General features: G+C 57.2%; 16 protein-coding genes and 4 pseudogenes. 8 read left to right on the top strand and 12 right to left on the bottom strand.

What is annotated here, in order from left to right; translation table 11 throughout:
• Nucleotides 1-2: 2 nt before the first annotated feature.
• The gene (locus tag CUN63_RS31025) at nucleotides 3-890 is read right to left on the bottom strand and encodes a serine hydrolase (protein WP_129444938.1); all 888 of its coding nucleotides are present in this window, start codon (nucleotides 888-890) and stop codon (nucleotides 3-5) included.
• A gap of 297 nt (nucleotides 891-1,187) precedes the next feature.
• Here CUN63_RS31025 and CUN63_RS31020 point away from each other — a divergent pair, with 297 nt between their 5' ends.
• Nucleotides 1,188-1,976: a DeoR/GlpR family DNA-binding transcription regulator gene (locus CUN63_RS31020; protein WP_129444937.1), complete on the top strand. Its 789-nt coding sequence runs from the start codon at nucleotides 1,188-1,190 to the stop codon at nucleotides 1,974-1,976.
• 4 nt (nucleotides 1,977-1,980) lie between these two features.
• Here the strand turns inward: CUN63_RS31020 and CUN63_RS31015 are convergent, their stop codons facing one another.
• Both CUN63_RS31015 and CUN63_RS31010 read right to left on the bottom strand, forming a co-directional pair.
• Nucleotides 1,981-2,232: a MoaD/ThiS family protein gene (locus CUN63_RS31015; protein WP_129444936.1), complete on the bottom strand. Its 252-nt coding sequence runs from the start codon at nucleotides 2,230-2,232 to the stop codon at nucleotides 1,981-1,983.
• Complete coding sequence (locus CUN63_RS31010) at nucleotides 2,229-2,582, bottom strand: cyclic pyranopterin monophosphate synthase MoaC (protein WP_371928200.1); 354 nt, start codon at nucleotides 2,580-2,582, stop codon at nucleotides 2,229-2,231. The genes CUN63_RS31015 and CUN63_RS31010 overlap by 4 nt, the downstream gene beginning before the upstream one ends.
• Between CUN63_RS31010 and CUN63_RS32500 the strand changes: the two are divergent.
• Nucleotides 2,521-2,685, top strand: a pseudogene (locus CUN63_RS32500) (cytochrome d ubiquinol oxidase subunit II); the annotation flags it as partial. The gene CUN63_RS31010 and the pseudogene CUN63_RS32500 sit on opposite strands and share 62 nt — an antisense overlap.
• Nucleotides 2,672-2,827, top strand: a complete 156-nt coding sequence (locus CUN63_RS31000; protein WP_129444934.1) for a DUF2474 domain-containing protein — start codon at nucleotides 2,672-2,674, stop codon at nucleotides 2,825-2,827. The pseudogene CUN63_RS32500 and the gene CUN63_RS31000, both read left to right, overlap by 14 nt.
• Before the next feature lie 70 nt (nucleotides 2,828-2,897).
• Here CUN63_RS31000 and CUN63_RS30995 read toward each other — a convergent pair whose 3' ends face one another.
• The gene (locus CUN63_RS30995; RefSeq protein ID WP_129444933.1) at nucleotides 2,898-3,749 is read right to left on the bottom strand and encodes a CAP domain-containing protein; all 852 of its coding nucleotides are present in this window, start codon (nucleotides 3,747-3,749) and stop codon (nucleotides 2,898-2,900) included.
• Between the two features lie 175 nt (nucleotides 3,750-3,924).
• On the opposite strand from CUN63_RS30995, the gene CUN63_RS30990 reads away from it, so the two are divergent.
• The gene (locus tag CUN63_RS30990; protein ID WP_129444932.1) at nucleotides 3,925-4,545 is read left to right on the top strand and encodes a cell wall hydrolase; all 621 of its coding nucleotides are present in this window, start codon (nucleotides 3,925-3,927) and stop codon (nucleotides 4,543-4,545) included.
• Between the two features lie 67 nt (nucleotides 4,546-4,612).
• Here CUN63_RS30990 and CUN63_RS30985 read toward each other — a convergent pair whose 3' ends face one another.
• Nucleotides 4,613-6,040, bottom strand: coding sequence for a GGDEF domain-containing protein (locus tag CUN63_RS30985; RefSeq protein ID WP_129444931.1), 1,428 nt, complete (start codon nucleotides 6,038-6,040; stop codon nucleotides 4,613-4,615).
• A gap of 377 nt (nucleotides 6,041-6,417) precedes the next feature.
• Between CUN63_RS30985 and CUN63_RS30980 the strand changes: the two are divergent.
• Nucleotides 6,418-7,000 (top strand): annotated as a pseudogene (locus tag CUN63_RS30980) (IS3 family transposase); the annotation flags it as partial.
• A gap of 14 nt (nucleotides 7,001-7,014) precedes the next feature.
• On the opposite strand, the gene CUN63_RS30975 reads toward CUN63_RS30980, so the two are convergent.
• The 5 genes from CUN63_RS30975 to CUN63_RS30955 form a co-directional block, all read right to left on the bottom strand.
• Nucleotides 7,015-7,761 carry a YkgJ family cysteine cluster protein gene (locus tag CUN63_RS30975; protein WP_129444930.1) on the bottom strand — a complete coding sequence of 249 codons (747 nt, stop codon included), beginning with the start codon at nucleotides 7,759-7,761 and terminating at the stop codon, nucleotides 7,015-7,017.
• Nucleotides 7,762-8,069: 308 nt separating this feature from the next.
• A complete protein-coding gene (locus tag CUN63_RS30970; protein ID WP_129444929.1) occupies nucleotides 8,070-8,543 on the bottom strand; it encodes a DoxX family protein in 474 nt (157 codons plus the stop codon).
• A 20-nt stretch (nucleotides 8,544-8,563) separates the two neighbouring features.
• Nucleotides 8,564-9,331 (bottom strand): DNA-binding domain-containing protein, encoded by a 768-nt coding sequence (locus CUN63_RS30965; RefSeq protein WP_129444928.1) that lies wholly within the window; start codon nucleotides 9,329-9,331, stop codon nucleotides 8,564-8,566.
• Nucleotides 9,328-10,182, bottom strand: a complete 855-nt coding sequence (locus CUN63_RS30960; protein ID WP_129444927.1) for a DUF692 domain-containing protein — start codon at nucleotides 10,180-10,182, stop codon at nucleotides 9,328-9,330. The genes CUN63_RS30965 and CUN63_RS30960 overlap by 4 nt, the downstream gene beginning before the upstream one ends.
• 28 nt (nucleotides 10,183-10,210) lie before the next feature.
• Nucleotides 10,211-10,483, bottom strand: coding sequence for a DUF2282 domain-containing protein (locus CUN63_RS30955; protein WP_129444926.1), 273 nt, complete (start codon nucleotides 10,481-10,483; stop codon nucleotides 10,211-10,213).
• A gap of 250 nt (nucleotides 10,484-10,733) precedes the next feature.
• Between CUN63_RS30955 and CUN63_RS30950 the strand changes: the two genes are divergently transcribed.
• Both CUN63_RS30950 and CUN63_RS30945 read left to right on the top strand, forming a co-directional pair.
• The gene (locus tag CUN63_RS30950) at nucleotides 10,734-11,306 is read left to right on the top strand and encodes a sigma-70 family RNA polymerase sigma factor (RefSeq protein WP_129444925.1); all 573 of its coding nucleotides are present in this window, start codon (nucleotides 10,734-10,736) and stop codon (nucleotides 11,304-11,306) included.
• Nucleotides 11,303-11,944 (top strand): DUF1109 domain-containing protein, encoded by a 642-nt coding sequence (locus CUN63_RS30945; RefSeq protein WP_129444924.1) that lies wholly within the window; start codon nucleotides 11,303-11,305, stop codon nucleotides 11,942-11,944. The genes CUN63_RS30950 and CUN63_RS30945 overlap by 4 nt, the downstream gene beginning before the upstream one ends.
• 71 nt (nucleotides 11,945-12,015) lie before the next feature.
• On the opposite strand, the pseudogene gfa reads toward CUN63_RS30945, so the two are convergent.
• Nucleotides 12,016-12,581: pseudogene (gene gfa, locus CUN63_RS30940) on the bottom strand (S-(hydroxymethyl)glutathione synthase).
• A gap of 953 nt (nucleotides 12,582-13,534) precedes the next feature.
• A complete protein-coding gene (locus tag CUN63_RS30930; protein ID WP_129444923.1) occupies nucleotides 13,535-13,963 on the bottom strand; it encodes a hypothetical protein in 429 nt (142 codons plus the stop codon).
• A 74-nt stretch (nucleotides 13,964-14,037) separates the two neighbouring features.
• Here CUN63_RS30930 and CUN63_RS30925 point away from each other — a divergent pair.
• Nucleotides 14,038-14,802 (top strand): annotated as a pseudogene (locus CUN63_RS30925) (cation:dicarboxylate symporter family transporter); the annotation flags it as partial.
• Nucleotides 14,803-14,838: the final 36 nt, after the last annotated feature.

Raw genomic sequence — 14,838 nt, 5'->3', positions numbered from 1 at the left:
TTCTACCGGTTTTTCCCAAGGACTGCCGACAGGCGTTCGACCACTTCTGCTTCGGCAACCCCTTCGTCGGCGCCTTCATGAAAGACCACGCAACTCGCCGCGTTTTCGCCATCAACGCAGCGATAGACCGCCACTACGCTGCCCGGGCCGGCGCCGGTGTGTCCGCTCAACGTCAGATCGCCCGTGACCAAACCCTGCATCAGGCCGAGACCGTAGCCCGGGGAAGTCCACGGGCGACCGGGAATCGGGCCGCCGAGGACGCGTACCGTTTGCATCGCTTGCAGCAGCGCGTTTGGCAGAAGGTTGCCGGCCAGCAGACCGTCCAGACAAAGGGCGGCTTCCTCAAGTGGGCCAACCAGCAAGCCGTGATACACCCAGCCGGGGTCGTAGGTTGGCGCGCTCCCCATGTTCACGCCGTCCAGATCGGCTCGCGTTTTGGCGAGGCGTACGCGGGATAAACCGAGGGGGGCGAACACACGCTCCGTGAGCGCTGCTTCAAGCGTGCGCCCCGTCACGCGTTCAATCAGTCGCACGACGAACAGATAGCCGACGTTCGAATAGCGCCAACCGTCCCCGGGTGCGTAGCGCAATCGGCTGGCATCAAGGCGTTGCAGCATGTCATCGGCCGGCCAGGGCGTCTCATGGCGGGCCACGGCGTTGTGGTAGTCGGCGAGTTCGCCATAATCCGCCAGCCCGGCCTCGTGCCGCAGCAGTTGGCGCAGCGTGAAGGGGCCTTCAGCAACGGTGTCGTCAAGGTCGATCAACCCGTCACGCACCAGTGACAGCGCGGCAGCAGCGAGCACGGTTTTGGTAAAGCTCCACCAGGGCACCGTTGTATCCGGCCTTTCAGGCGTGACGATAGCGCCGTTCGATACAAGGGAACACAGCATGAGTCGACTCTGGATGGAGGAGGGAGCGAATGGCCTTTGGCTTCTGCTGATCAGGCGTGACCCAACGCAATCGCGAACGAGACCACGATCATGCAGGCAAAGGCAAAGTTTAGATTCATGAAGTTTTCATCCAAAACATTTGTGATGGCGCCATCTTGAACAAGTCACAAACAAATAAAAAATTCGGCTTCATGATTTGAATTATCGAAACAATTGATGTCCGGGTGGTTTGTGTTTATCCCGCGCTTTGGCTAGTCTCGCACAAGCACGCAATTTCGCGCAAAAACAGGCAAAAACATGCACGACTCACACTCAGCCGCCGAGCTCCCTCATCTGCGCCGGCAAAAAATCCTGTTGATTCTCGAACGTGACGGCAAGGTCATGGCTAGTGAGCTGAGCCTGCATTTCGCAGTGTCCGAAGACACCATTCGCCGTGATCTGGCGGAGCTGGCCACCGCCGGGCTGGTGCAGCGGGTGCACGGCGGGGCGCTGCCGCGGCCCAAGGACACCGGCAAGGATTATTTCACCCGCGTCAGTGAAACCGATGAAGTGAAAACACACCTGGCGCAACTCGCCGCACGCCAGGTACACAACGGCCAGATTGTGATTTTCGATTCGGGGAGCACGACGCTGCAAATCGCCCGTTCTCTACCGTCGGACATTGCCATTACGGCCGTCACCGCCTCGCCGATGATTGCGATCACCCTGGCCGAATACAAAGGCATCACGGTGATTCTGGCCGGCGGGCAACTCAACCGCGCGACCCTGTCGGCCAGCGGACATGAAACCCTGCGGCTGATCGAGGGCATCAAGGCTGATCTGTTGTTCACCGGCGTCTGTGCGATTCACCCGGAAGTCGGCATCAGCTCCCTGCATTTCGACGAGGTGCCGGTCAAACAGGCGATGCTCGCCAGCGCCTCCCATGTCGTTGCCGTCACCACCGCCGACAAACTGGGGGCGGTGGAGCCGTTCGTGGTCGCGCCGTGTCAGCGTATTCATACCCTGATCACCGAGCGTCATGTGGCGTCGGGCAATGTCGAGGACTATCAAAAGCTCGGGATTGAGGTGGTGCAGGTGGAGGCGTGAAGCTTCAGCCCCCGGTCACCGGCGGGAAAAAGGCGATCTCGTCAAAGTCCTCGATCGCCTGATCCGGATGGCACAGCTCCTGGTTCAAGGCGCACATCAGGTTGCTTTCACCGAACACCTCTGCCCAGACCCCGCCACGCGCGATCAGCAGTTGGCGGACGTCGTCGATGCTGTTGAGGGTTGCCGTCAATGGCAGCTTTTCACCGCCAAGGTTTAGTTGCTCGCGATAACGAGCGAAGTAGCTGATCAGAATCATTGTGCGTCCTCCCACTGGAGTTTCCCCGAGCGTCCACCGTGTTTGCTGAGCAGACGGATCTCGCCGATGACCATGCCGCGATCCACCGCTTTGCACATGTCGTAAAGGGTCAGCGCAGTCACACTGACGGCGGTCAGTGCCTCCAGTTCGACGCCGGTCTGCCCTTCGAGGCGGCACGTGCCGATGATCTTCACGCTGTCGGGCGCACAGGCTTTGAGCTCGACATGAATTGAACTGAGCAGCAAGGCGTGGCAGAGCGGAATCAGTTCGTGGGTCTTTTTTGCCGCCATGATGCCGCCGTCCATCAGCCTGTGGGCCGCGGCGTCAGCACCCTGCAGCCAACAGTTCATTTTGATCGGGGCCTTGTTCATTCTCCCGATCATCCTGATGTACACCTGCTGGAGCTACTACGTGTTCCGCGGCAAAGTGAGGATCGGTGATGGCTACCATTAAATCGCGTCAGCCTGAACCCGTGCGCTGGTATCGGCGCCTTGGGTGGCTTGTGTTGATCTGGCTGGGCAGTGTGCCGGCGTTGGGTGTTGTGGCGGGGGCATTGCGATTGTTGATGCATGCGGCCGGGATGAGTACCCACTGACGATCGCTGCAAAAAGAAACCCGGAGCCCCATGACAGGGCTCCGGGTTTTTTCTATCGAGCGTCCCGAACTTACTGCGCCCCGAACATCGCGGTCCAGTAAATCCCCGGATCACTCTTCGGATCAACCGCATATGCGGCACCCAACTCCCGGTAATTCGGGTTCATCAGGTTCGCGCAGTGACCGGCGCTGGACACCCAGCCATCGACCACCTTGCGCACGGTGTCTTGGCCGGCAGCGATGGTCTCGCCGACCTGCCCGCCGCTGTAACCGGCCAATTCAGCCCGATCACCCGGCATGCGGCCATCGCGGTCCTTGTGATCGAAGTAATTGTTGTTAGCCATCGACCGGGCGTGCTCCTCGGCCGCCGTCGCCAGTGCGGCGTTCCAGGCCAGTGGCGTGGCGGCGGCAAAGGATTGCGTGCCGCACTGGCGCGGCTGACTGCGTGCGATGTTGAGCTCGGCCAGCAGTTTCTGACCTTCGGCCTGCCAGTCACCCAGGCGAGCGCTCAACAGTGGACGTGCCAGTACGATGCGCCACTCACGATCCTGGCGGCTGACGCCGACATCGACGAATTGCGGGTCCAGCACAATCTGGCAAAAACTCTCCTGAATCGCTTTCATCGCTGACGGCGCATCGCGCGGCCCAGACAGGCTGATCGCCTGTACATTCTTCATCGTATAACCCGCGCTGGCCATTGCCTGCTGCAGATTGCCGACGCTGTTGGCGTTCAGCGCCAGCCGTGGGTCGCCGGCCAGCGGTGGCAGTTCCTGCGATACCTGACCTGCGCAGCGCTGCACCTGGCTGCGGTAGAGGTTGATCGAATCAATCAGTTGTTTCTCGTCGGCCGCCAACGCGTTCACGGCGAACAACATCCCCAGTGACAACGTGGCAAGACGCTTAGCAGATGATTTGAAGCGCATGGAAATCCCCTTGAGCTGACTGCGCCCATGATGCGCGATTTCACCCCCGCAAGCGCAATGACTTTTCACGCCCCAAGACTGTTTTTTTGTCCGTCTGTTGGAATGAATTTTGGCAACTACAATCAAGCAAAGTCACCAGTGCTTTGTGCTCCCGGTTCCGTCAGAAGGGTCGATCATGCGAGTTATCTGGATAGCCACCTGCTTCGCAATAACCCTTCTCGCCGGCCACACCATCGCGTCTGAGCAGGAGCAAAAAAAGGAAGTGGCTGAGGACAAGGCCGAGGTCCTGGAGCAGAAAGCCGCGGAGAAGGGCAGCGACGTACCGGTGCCCAAGTCCGAAACCATCACCACCTCCGAGGCTCAGGCGGTCGATCCGGCCGGTCAGTCGCCCATGGACGATGCAATCACCTGTCTGGCCCGCTCCATCTATTGGGAATCCAAAGGAAAATCGTCCGCCGACATGGAAGCCGTCGCCAGCGTCGTCATGAACCGCCTGGGCCACGAGGGCTTTCCGGACACGGTATGCGCCTTGGTCAAGCAGGGTTCTGAAACCAGGAATTGTCAGTTTTCGTGGTGGTGTGATGGACGCTCGGATCAGGTCCAGGAAGAAACCCAATACGCGATTGCCAAGGAAATCGCGCGCAAGGCGCTCAACCAGCAACTCAACGACCGAACCCATGGCGCGATGTATTTCCACGACAGGAAGGTGAAACCCGCTTGGGCCAGGAAATACATCAAGACCAGCGAGACCTCGATGTTTCTTTTTTATAAGCCGCGTGGTGGGTCGGCGAAGTAGGGACGTTCGATCCAAAACAGGTGCGGTGCCGTCCCTTCGATTAGCCCAGCGACTTCGAGATGATGGGTCAGGGCAGAGGTTGGAGGCTGGTTTTGATGGCAGTGACCACACGGTTACGGCCTTCGTGTTTAGCGTGATACAGGCGTTGATCGGCTGTACGCAGAATGGCCTCGATGGTGTCGCCGTCGCGGCCGGATTGCGATACGCCGATGCTCACTGTGACCACGGTTAACCGCTGCAGGCCATGAAAAGAATTATTTGCAACGGTGCTTCGCAGACGCTCAGCGATGACGTGCGCGCCTTCAAGTGAAGTCTGAGGTAGCAATATCATGAATTCTTCCCCGCCCACCCGGGCTACGCCGTCATACGGCCGGATCGAATCGAGGCATTTCTCCACGAAACCCTTCAGGATGTCATCGCCAACCTGATGCCCGAAGCGATCATTGATGGACTTGAAATTATCCAGATCGAGTGCCAACACGGAGAACGGCTCACCGCCGCGCTTGGTCCGGCCAATTTCGACTTCGACCCGCTCCATGAATCGACGCCGATTATCAGCGCCAGTCAGTGGATCGGTCGCCGCAAGGTGCCCGAGTTCTTGATTGGTACGCTGGAGTTCCTGCAGGGCGCTCTCGGTATACGCCATCGCTTCGGCAAGCCGCACCATCAACTCCTCCTGGCTGTAGATCTTCGAGAACGACCGCGTAGTGAGGAACGCTTGCACGACCCCGTAGCTCAACATGAAGAATCCACCGGCGAAGATCGCATGAGCGAGCCACCACATGTGGTTCCACGGACGCGCAAGGATGAAAGCAAGCGATGACAGCGCGAACGCGGTGACCGAGATGACAAAAATCATCATCAGCGGCGAACGGATACGGCGCAGCAGGAGTATTGCCACGGTCAATGTGGAAAGAATGAGGGCACCACCTTCCATCGAGAGGCGCACCGCGAGATTGCCGGCGATCGGCGAATTGGCGACGTACGCCACTGCCACATCAACCAGCAGGAACAGGCCTATCCAGGTCAACCACGGACGGGCCTTCATTCGTTGGTCCGCGGCATCCGGTGGGCGGTGGTACGACAGCATTCCGACTAACAGCAGAATCGACATGACCAGTCGAGAGGTCGGTCCATACAGCAGAAAAAGCCAGATATTGTGGTGTGCTTGCCCGGTGAACGCACCATGCAACGCGTAGATCAGTACAAAACCGAGAAAACCAAGCGTCATCCATCGCAGCAGCGGATCTCCCGATGACTGATAGCAGCGCCACGTGACGTAAGTAACAAACAGGCCCGCCAAGGTGGCTGCCGTGATCGCAATTATATGGAACAGGTGGTTTTCGAATATAAGGGTGGGGTCTTGAAAGACGTATAAGTAGCCAATCAGATAGGCCGGAACAAACGCGAATCCTGCGAGCAGCAAGTAGGCATAAACCTTGACCATGAGGCGGACGGCTTCAGGTGGCTCGCCGGTGGCGATGAGATTGCTCATGGTTCCCTCCAGGTTGAAATCTATTTAGCCAACACCGGTCCGGTGTTGGCTCCAAAGCCGCCTGTATGCCAATGGTCCGTCGCATCATTACGTAAATATGGGATGGACCGATCTATGGCATTTCAATATTAGACTCCTTCCCGATTTCTGCTGCACAAGCAGGTAAAAATGTTCACGCGAACGCAATTAACCAATAAGGAATGTCTCATTGTTCTCATCGGCGATTTTCGGTCAGTCGTGAGAGGCAGAAATTGGCCGTTATCCCCCGGTGTCAGGATAGTTGTCGCCTCTCCGGTTTTTCCGAAAAAAGCATATCGGGCGGAAAGAGACTGGTCGTGCCGTACTATTCACCCGAACGTAAAGCCGCATTTCTCAAGATGCTGCTTCCCCCACTGAACCTGTCGATGGCCGAGGTTTCCCGGCGCGAAGGGGTCAGCGAAATGTCTTTGTCCAACTGGCGCAAGCAGCTCAGTTCTGAAGGAAGTGCAGTGTCCGAAAACAAGCAATCGGCTCAGAACTGGTCAGCCGAAACCAAGTTTGCTGTCGTCCTTGAAACGGCCGGTTTGTCCGAGATCGATCTGAGCGAGTATTGCCGCCGCAAAAGCCTTTACCCCGAGCAAATCACTGCCTGGCGACAAGCCTTCATCACCGGCCAGAAATCGGAAAAGGCCCAGCAAAAAGAAGATCGGGAGCAGTCTCGCAAAGATAAGAAACGCATCCAGGAACTGAGCGCGAACTGCGCCGCAAAGACAAGGCGCTCGCTGAAACAGCCGCGTTGTTGGTGCTGCGAAAAAAGCTCAACGACTACTGGGGGACCGACAACGAGGACAACTGACGTCTTTGCCGGAACGGCAGTTACTCGTGGCGTGGTTGACCGAGGCCGTCGCAGCAGGGACCAGAAAGATCAAGGCCTGCCAGGAGGTTGGTCTGTCACTCAGAACCTTGCAACGCTGGACCGAGGCTGTAAAGGCGGTTCATAAAACATGAAAGATGTAGTCGGCGGACTCGTTGGCAGCCAGAGACACCGCCGACGCGGTCAATAGCTCGCGCAGCGATGAATCATCGACCCGCACCTGCCACTCGCAGCCTGGATACTCCTCAAGAGTACTTTTGACGCTGTGTATCGCTTCGAGCAGTTTTCCCCGTGGTGGAAAGTAAACGGCCAGCGCGTTGTCCTTCCAACTCGCCACATTCAAGCCCAGTTGCGCGCAGATGGCGATTTTGCTTGATGCATCGGCTCTGTCTGCTTGTCGAGATTGAATGACGAGTGCTTCAAGAGCCGGATCGGCACGTCCATCTGTGCAGAGAATGTCGTTGCTCTCCCACGCCTGTGGCGGGCACGCTTTGTTGTCTTGACGTAACGCGATGAATGGGTTGATTTCCATCGGGTAAATGCGGCAAACCAGTGGGCGTTCTTCGTAGATGCCGCAAAGATTGTCCTCTCTGAGATTAGGGCATTGCTCGAGGGCTCTGCCAGCAAACACGGCGATGACCTGTATCTGGGTCTGACCACAATGCACACTTACTGATCGGCCTCTGGCGTGGGCAAACTCCTCTGATGAACGAGGCCAGCTCGATTCATCGAAGGCCTCGAGAATCACCGCGATGTCATGCCCGCGGATCAACCATTGTTGCGCTTCAGCCAACGTCAGCGGTATCAGTCTGCCCTTGCAGCAGACACCGCAGCCTACGCAGGAGAATCGGACGGTGTCGCTTTGCATATTATTCACCTGTACGTAACGACAACCTGACGGAAGTTGGGTGTTGTATTTGCATGATGTGGATCGCGCTAAGGATGAATTGGCTGGCGATAAACCGGTTGCTGGATTCGCTTGTTTAGTTGCTCATCGCGGGCGCAATGCGCACGTATGCTCGGCGCTCGCCCATATGAGGGAGCCCCCTGGATTGTTAACTTGTACAAGGGCTTTGCTCTTGGAGTGACGGCAATTTTCACGCTGGATGTATGCCGTCGGGGTGCCGATAACTACTCGCATACTCCTGCTCGAGAGTTTCTTCATACGTGAATGGATCACCGGATTCCCAGTCGGCGATCCAGCGAAAGTACTCCTGCACCGCGTGCGATGATGATTAGCAACAATCCCGCCCAGGACAGGTGCGTCGGCCAGGCATCGGGGTAAACGAAAACCTCGATGACAAAGGTCATACCCAGCAATGCCAAGGCGGATAAACGGGTGAACAGGCCGAGCACCAGCAGCAGTGGAAATAGGTGCTCGCTGTAGGTCGAAAGGTGTGCCGCCAGTTCTGGAGAGATCAGAGGCAAGGCGTATTCCGTACGGAACAGTTCGTAGGTACTCGGCGTAATCGTCAGAACGTCAATGACTTTGGTGCGCCCGGACATGAAAAAAATGGCGGCGATGGCGATGCGCGCCACCAACACCAGAAACGAATCGCTGATCAGATTGCCCAATCGGGTTGCAGCGCGATTCCAGAGGCCACGCAGGGAATTGTCGGCGGCAGGTGAGCGGGTGTGGATGGTATCCATGCTGTGCTCCGTTGATGGCTTCAGTAGCGGGTTGTCAGGAGTTCCGCCGTTGCGAACGCATCAGCACTCACCAGGCGAATAATGAGGTCTTCCAGTTTCAGGCCAGGCTCGACATCACTGGCCCAGTCGGCGGCGACATCGAGAGGCAGGTGTGCCGCGCAGGCGTCGAGAAAGGCACAGTCGGCGGCACTGGCAGTCTGCCAATGCACGCGGCCGGCCTTGCGTGTCAGTAGTACACCTTCACCTTGCCATTCGAGTTTTTCAGGCATTTCCCGTTGTTCACGATTGACGCGCCAGATCGTGTAGGCGGGACAGTCCGGCAACCAGGCCCAACGGGCGGTGTCCCGTGGTGTCAGCCGCAGGTTGCCCAGTTCCGTTGCGGGAAACTGCGCCAAGTCGTTCAGCTGAAGGCCAGGCTCATCAGCGGCGCAATGGACCTGTGTCCAGAGCAGGTCCAGACGGGCGACGTCGCCCAGATACGGCATGTCTTGCGCGTGCTCGAATTTGTCGAGAAAGTCGGGGAAGCCCGCTCCGTAATTCAGTAAACGGGCATCTGTTGGCGGTGAAAGCCGGGCATGTATGGCGGCGGCGCTTTTAAGCCAGTCAGTTCCCACCAGGCGCTCTACGGTAGGGAAGTTGGCTAGCAACGCATCCGTCGTGCCTTTGAGTACGGTATTGCGATAGACCGCAAAGCCCGGTTGTTGGGTCAGCGTTTCCATCATGGATGATTCTGTGCCGTATAACGCATCGACGAATGCATCCTGAAAACCTGCGAGAGATGGCTTCATATCGCCACCTTCAATCGCTGGTTTTGCCCAAGGTTCAATAACGTCTGCGCTCGGTTGCGCTCGGCCAGCAAAACTTCGAAGCCGGGGATATTGTCATCCCGTTCGATCAGTGTTGGACGCGGGCCGATCCGTTCGATCAAGCGCTGAAACAACGTCCAAACGTTTTCTGCGACAGGGGCGTCGTGGCTATCAATCAGCAACGTTGAATGGCCAAGGTCTTTGGTGAATCCGGCCAGATGAATCTCCATGATCGCCTCGGCGGGAAAGGCGTCCAGGTAAGTAGCTGCATCGAAGCCGAGGTTGTGGGCGCTGATGTGTACGTTATTGACGTCCAGTAACAAGCCACAGCCCGTGGCCCTGCTCAACTCGGTGAGGAAATCGAGTTCGCTGTAGTCATGCCCATCAAGGTGCAAGTAGTGGGTCGGGTTTTCGATGGCAATCCGGCGTCCAAGGGCATCCTGGGTGCGCTGGATATTGCCTGCGATGCGCTGCAAGGCTTCGCCTGTACGGGGAAATGGCAGCAGGTCGGGATGATACTGGTCGCGCCAGGCTGACCAGGCCAGGTGCTCGGAAATCAATGCCGGTTGAACGCGATCAGCGAGCAGCTTCAGGCGTTTCAAGTGCTCCGGGTCCGGCGGGCAATCGGCCGCCAGCGAGAGTGATACACCGTGCAACGACAATGGGTGCCGGTCACCAATGGCCTCCAGCCACGCCAAACGGGGGCCACCACCGACCATGTAATTTTCCGGATGAACTTCGAACCAGAGACCTTCGACCGTGCAGTCGTGGGCCTCTTGATAATGGTTCGGTTTGAGGCCGAGTCCGGCCCCGATCTGGAATGGTTTGTTCATGATTGGCGTGTGCCCCGTGGTGTTGACGTTACATAGGTGTGAGGCTGCCGGTGCCTTTTGGCGTCTTGATGGTAGTGCAAGTACCGACTGGAACGTTTTTCCAGGCGTTCGGCTGGTAATCCATTTTGGTGGTGCCTGCGCAGGTGGTGCCGGCGCCGGCCTTGCAGTCGTTGTGGCCGGCCATGGCGACGCCGTAACATTTCTCCATGGCGCCTGCGGCGGCCGGGGTCTCTGCAGCGATGGCACCGGCAGCGAAGGAGGAAAAGGCAACGGCGAGGGCGGCGAGTTTCAGATTGTTCATGACTGTTTCTCCGGTTTCATGAGGATGGACCGTCGCATCAATTCAGGAGTGCGCTGTGCTTCAGATCCGAAAGGTAGTTCGCTGGGTTTTCCAATCCGGTTACAGCCATCGCGAAATATTTTTTTAGTACCGCAGAATGAATCCGCTGGTTGCCTTATGTCCTTGGCCGCAAGCATCATCCGTTGCCCGTTAGGGGGCTGGCGTTATGTAGGTACATAATATTTTTGCCTTCGTGTAACTAGAGTGAGCGATGGAACGAACTACACATAACGATGCACTGCGCAGTCGGGAGATCCATCTTCAGACCTTGTTCCTCGCGGGTTTGGGTGGAGACGAGCGGGCTTATCGCACCTTCCTCTCGGAACTGAGTGGTCATATACGCGGCTTTGTGCGAACTCGGCTTCAACGCCAACCGGGTGAAGTCGAGGATTTGCTGCAAGAGGTTTTGCTGGCCGTTCATAACGGTCGACAAACGTACCGGGCGGACCAGCCGTTGACGGCATGGGTGTTTGCCATCACCCGCTACAAACTCACGGATTTTTTTCGCGGCAGGTCGCGCCATGAGGTACTCAACGACTCCCTCGACGATGCGACGGAGCTGTTTGCCGAGCCCTATCTGGAACCGGCGCAGGCCAGTCGCGACTTGGGCAAGTTACTTGAGCAACTACCTGAGCGGCAGCGTCTACCCATCCAGCATGTGAAGCTTGAAGGATTGTCGGTAACCGAAACCGCGCAAATGACCGGACTTTCGGAGTCGGCCGTGAAGATAGGCATCCATCGCGGGCTTAAAGCGCTGGCCGAGAGGATTAGAGGTACACGATGAAAACTGATGATTTTATTTCCATGCTCGCGTCTGGAGTCACACCGGTTGACCGCAATGCACTCGCCAAACGTTTCGGCGTCGGGGTGCTGGTCGGTCTGATTGCAGCCTTCTTGCTGGTGTTGATCATATTTGGTGCTCGTCCAGATCTGGCCGAAGTGGTGGCAACCCCGATTTTCTGGGCGAAGATTGCCTTTCCCCTGAGCCTGATGCTCGGTGCGTTGAGCTTGGTCGTGCGCCTGGCGAGACCTGGCGTCACTCCGGGGGCCGGACAAATCCTGGTCATTGCAGTGCTCGCACTGGTGTGGGCTGGAACCCTCTACGTCCTGATGACCGCAACCCCGGACGTGCGTGTTTCGATGATTCTTGGTAAAACCTGGCGGGTGTGCACACTGAACATCAGCTTGCTTTCGATACCGGGGTTCATTTCAGTTTTTTGGGCTTTGCGCGGGTTGGCGCCCACTCGCCTGAGACTGGCCGGCGCCTGCGGCGGGTTGCTCGCAGGGGCGATAGCTACCATTGCCTACTGCCTGCATTGCCCTGAAATGGAAGTGCCGTTCTGGGGCGTCTGGTACTTGCTTGGTATGTTGATACCGACCGTTATCGGTGCGCTGCTCGGACCGCGCTGGCTTCAATGGTAGTGTGGTTAAAAATCGCTAGTTATCCAGCCACTCCACCACTGACTATCGTCGCAAGTGGGAGAACAGTACAGCTACCCTGACCAAATCCAATGCAAATGACTGGTCAGGTTGAATGCAAACAGGTGGTCAGTACCTGTGCAAATGGGTGGTTGTTGGCGCCGACGCTCGCGGATAGCCTTCATTTGCGCTGGCGGTGTGCCGGTTTCGATGATGGAGGACACGAACGCCGCGAATCCCGGCGCAGCCCATCCGCTCTGTGGCGAAAAAGCTCGGTGTGGACGAAGTCCAGGCCATAAAACGCATGGTCCTTGTTCTCGATGCGCCCGAAGAGATGGGCTTTACACTGCTTGCAGGCGTGGCGCCGGATGGTGGCGGTTTCGTCGACGATCGCCAGTTTTTCGCCGTGGGCAATGACGCTGACCTTATCTCGAGGCACCACGGCGATGACGGCGAATGTCGCGTTTTGTGGTTTCCAGCATTTGCTGCAGCCGCACGCGTGGTTATGCAGAGTTTGTGCGTCGATCTTGACCTCAACCTTGTCGGCCGCACACAGGCATTGCAGGGTGCCACCTGCGAAATTCGTGGCGGCGGATTGGATACCATTGTCCAGTGCAGGGTGAAGTTGCAAGGTGCTCATGCTGGCGTCTCCGTTTCAGGGGGGCAGACAAAAGTGCCTGGGCCGTGCCGCAGACCGGTAGTTCATCGGAACTCGATGACGGCGCGGATCGATTTGCCTTCATGCATCAGATCGAACCGCGGCGGATTGCGAAAAGGACACAGTGTATAAACGAGTGACCTCCTTCGGTGCGACCGGTCGGTTACCCAGATCAAGAATAGTCTGCGATGACGCCTCGAGCGCGGCTGGGGGCCAGCGCATGGGCGAGTGTGCCGAATTCAACGCTGGCGTGAGCCAGGCGCGGTATCCCACTTGACGCATCAATGGTCCGCAGCGGATCGTTTGTAGGGCCGGACATGAGAAGGCAAAGCGACACGGTTTGTGCACACATTACGGAGTCATTAGCAGCGTGTTCATGGTCTGCTCTTGGCCGATTCTGTTGAAAAAGTCGGTTTGCCCAAACCACTCGAATTGATGGATGAAAATACCTCTATTGCACGCTGCTACGTGAAATCCGAGTCCGGAAGCCTTTGCTGAAAGCAAGGATTTCAATCTCAGGCGCGTACTTTTCTGCCGTGGAAAGCAATCCAGACTTTTTCAACAGAATCGGCCGATAGCGGACACCCAAACGGCAGAGGAGAGTGAGCACAATCGCGCCTCCCGCTCTTCCGCCAAGCCTGACCAGGTAGCAACCGGAGAAAATTGACGCCGAAAGGACTAGCACCGGTGCTAACGTGTAGCCGACTTATCCGTACATGTATAAAAGGCCGTCGATCAGTTCCAGTTCCTGTTGAGTGAATTGCACGTTGTTAAATCGCCTAATGTCACTTCATCCACCGTAATGACAGAGGGATTTCCCGGTTTTGGGATGAGTCGTTGCGAGCCACCCGTTCTGCATTCAGGGTGCGCTTTGGTGTTTGCGATCACTCACTATAGGTGATGTGGCGTGCGAAACAGGCCGGAACTGTCTGGGCTCAACGTCCATATTCAACGTAGGGGCCCAAGTAGAAACCTTGTGTATCCCAGTTGATTCGATAAATCACTTCTTTCCCTGGCTTGATGTTGGCCGCGACAGTTTTGATCGCGACACCAGCACATAATCCAGACTCGGCGAGCCCGGTGCCGAGGTTCACTTCACCGGCAGGCAATACGAAAGATGCCTTCTGACCGGGACCTATCTTGGCTGCGCGCTGACCATCAATGTAGAACACGATGTCACATCCCGAACCGACAAACCCGTCATCACGGAGAATGGTCAGGCGTCCCGGATCTTTCGTACCCTGGCTTTTGAACGCGTACATCGCATTGGCCGGCACTGGCCGCGCTTCATAAACCCGCATAGGTGATGTTGCGCAACCGCCCAAGGCCAGCAAGAGCGCCCCCGCTGCGATAATCCTTCGCATAATTTTTCCCTCCTGAAAAAGGACGAATGTATCAGAGCGTCATGCTGCTTTGCTTCATAAAGCCATTCGCCAAAAACACCATCGCTCTCGTCGGTCTGGTGGTGGTCGATGTGTTCAAACTCGGCGCCGGCATGAACATCGATGTCGCCACGCTGGATACGTCCAGCCTGGCCACCTACACCAGCGCCGTGAAGCATGCGTCGTTCATGGACTTTGTGATGAACATCATCCCCGACACCATCGTGGATGCCTTCGCCAAGGGCAACGTGCTGCAAATATTGCTGTTCTCCATACTGCTGGGTATTGCCCTGGCGCATGTCGGACCTCGTGCCAAGGTGTTCGTCGACACGCTGGACAGCCTGATGCAGGGCATGTTTCGCATCGTCAACATGGTCATGCGTCTGGCACCCATCGGCGCCTTCGGAGCGATTGCCTTCACCATCGGCAAATACGGCTTTGGCTCGCGGTTCTCACTCGGCAAGCTGATGGCCTGTGTCTACCTGACCTGTGCCGTGTTCGTGGTTTTTGTACTGGGCCCGATCTGCCGCTACAGCGGATTCAGCCTGTGGAAGTTTCTGAAGTTCATCAAGGAAGAACTGTTCACTGTCCTCGGCACCAGCTCTTCGGAATCGGTGCTGCCGCAGATGATTTCCAAGATGGAAAAGGCCGGTGTTTCCAAACCCGTCGCCGGCCTGATCATTCCATCGGGCCTGACCTTCAATCCGGATGGTCAGGCGATTTACTACACCATCGCCGCCATCTTCATCGCGCAGGCCACGAACACACCGCTGACCCTGACGGATCAGTTGATCGTCCTGGCCGTGCTGATGTTTACCTCAGGCAGAGGTTATCTCTGCTCATTCAGCGCTGGGAGC

This window comes from Pseudomonas sp. ACM7 (genome assembly GCF_004136015.1).
Classification (GTDB): Bacteria; Pseudomonadota; Gammaproteobacteria; order Pseudomonadales; family Pseudomonadaceae; genus Aquipseudomonas; species Aquipseudomonas frigoris.
Note: the sequence above shows the minus strand (reverse complement) of the source record. Positions and strands in the feature narration are given on the sequence as shown.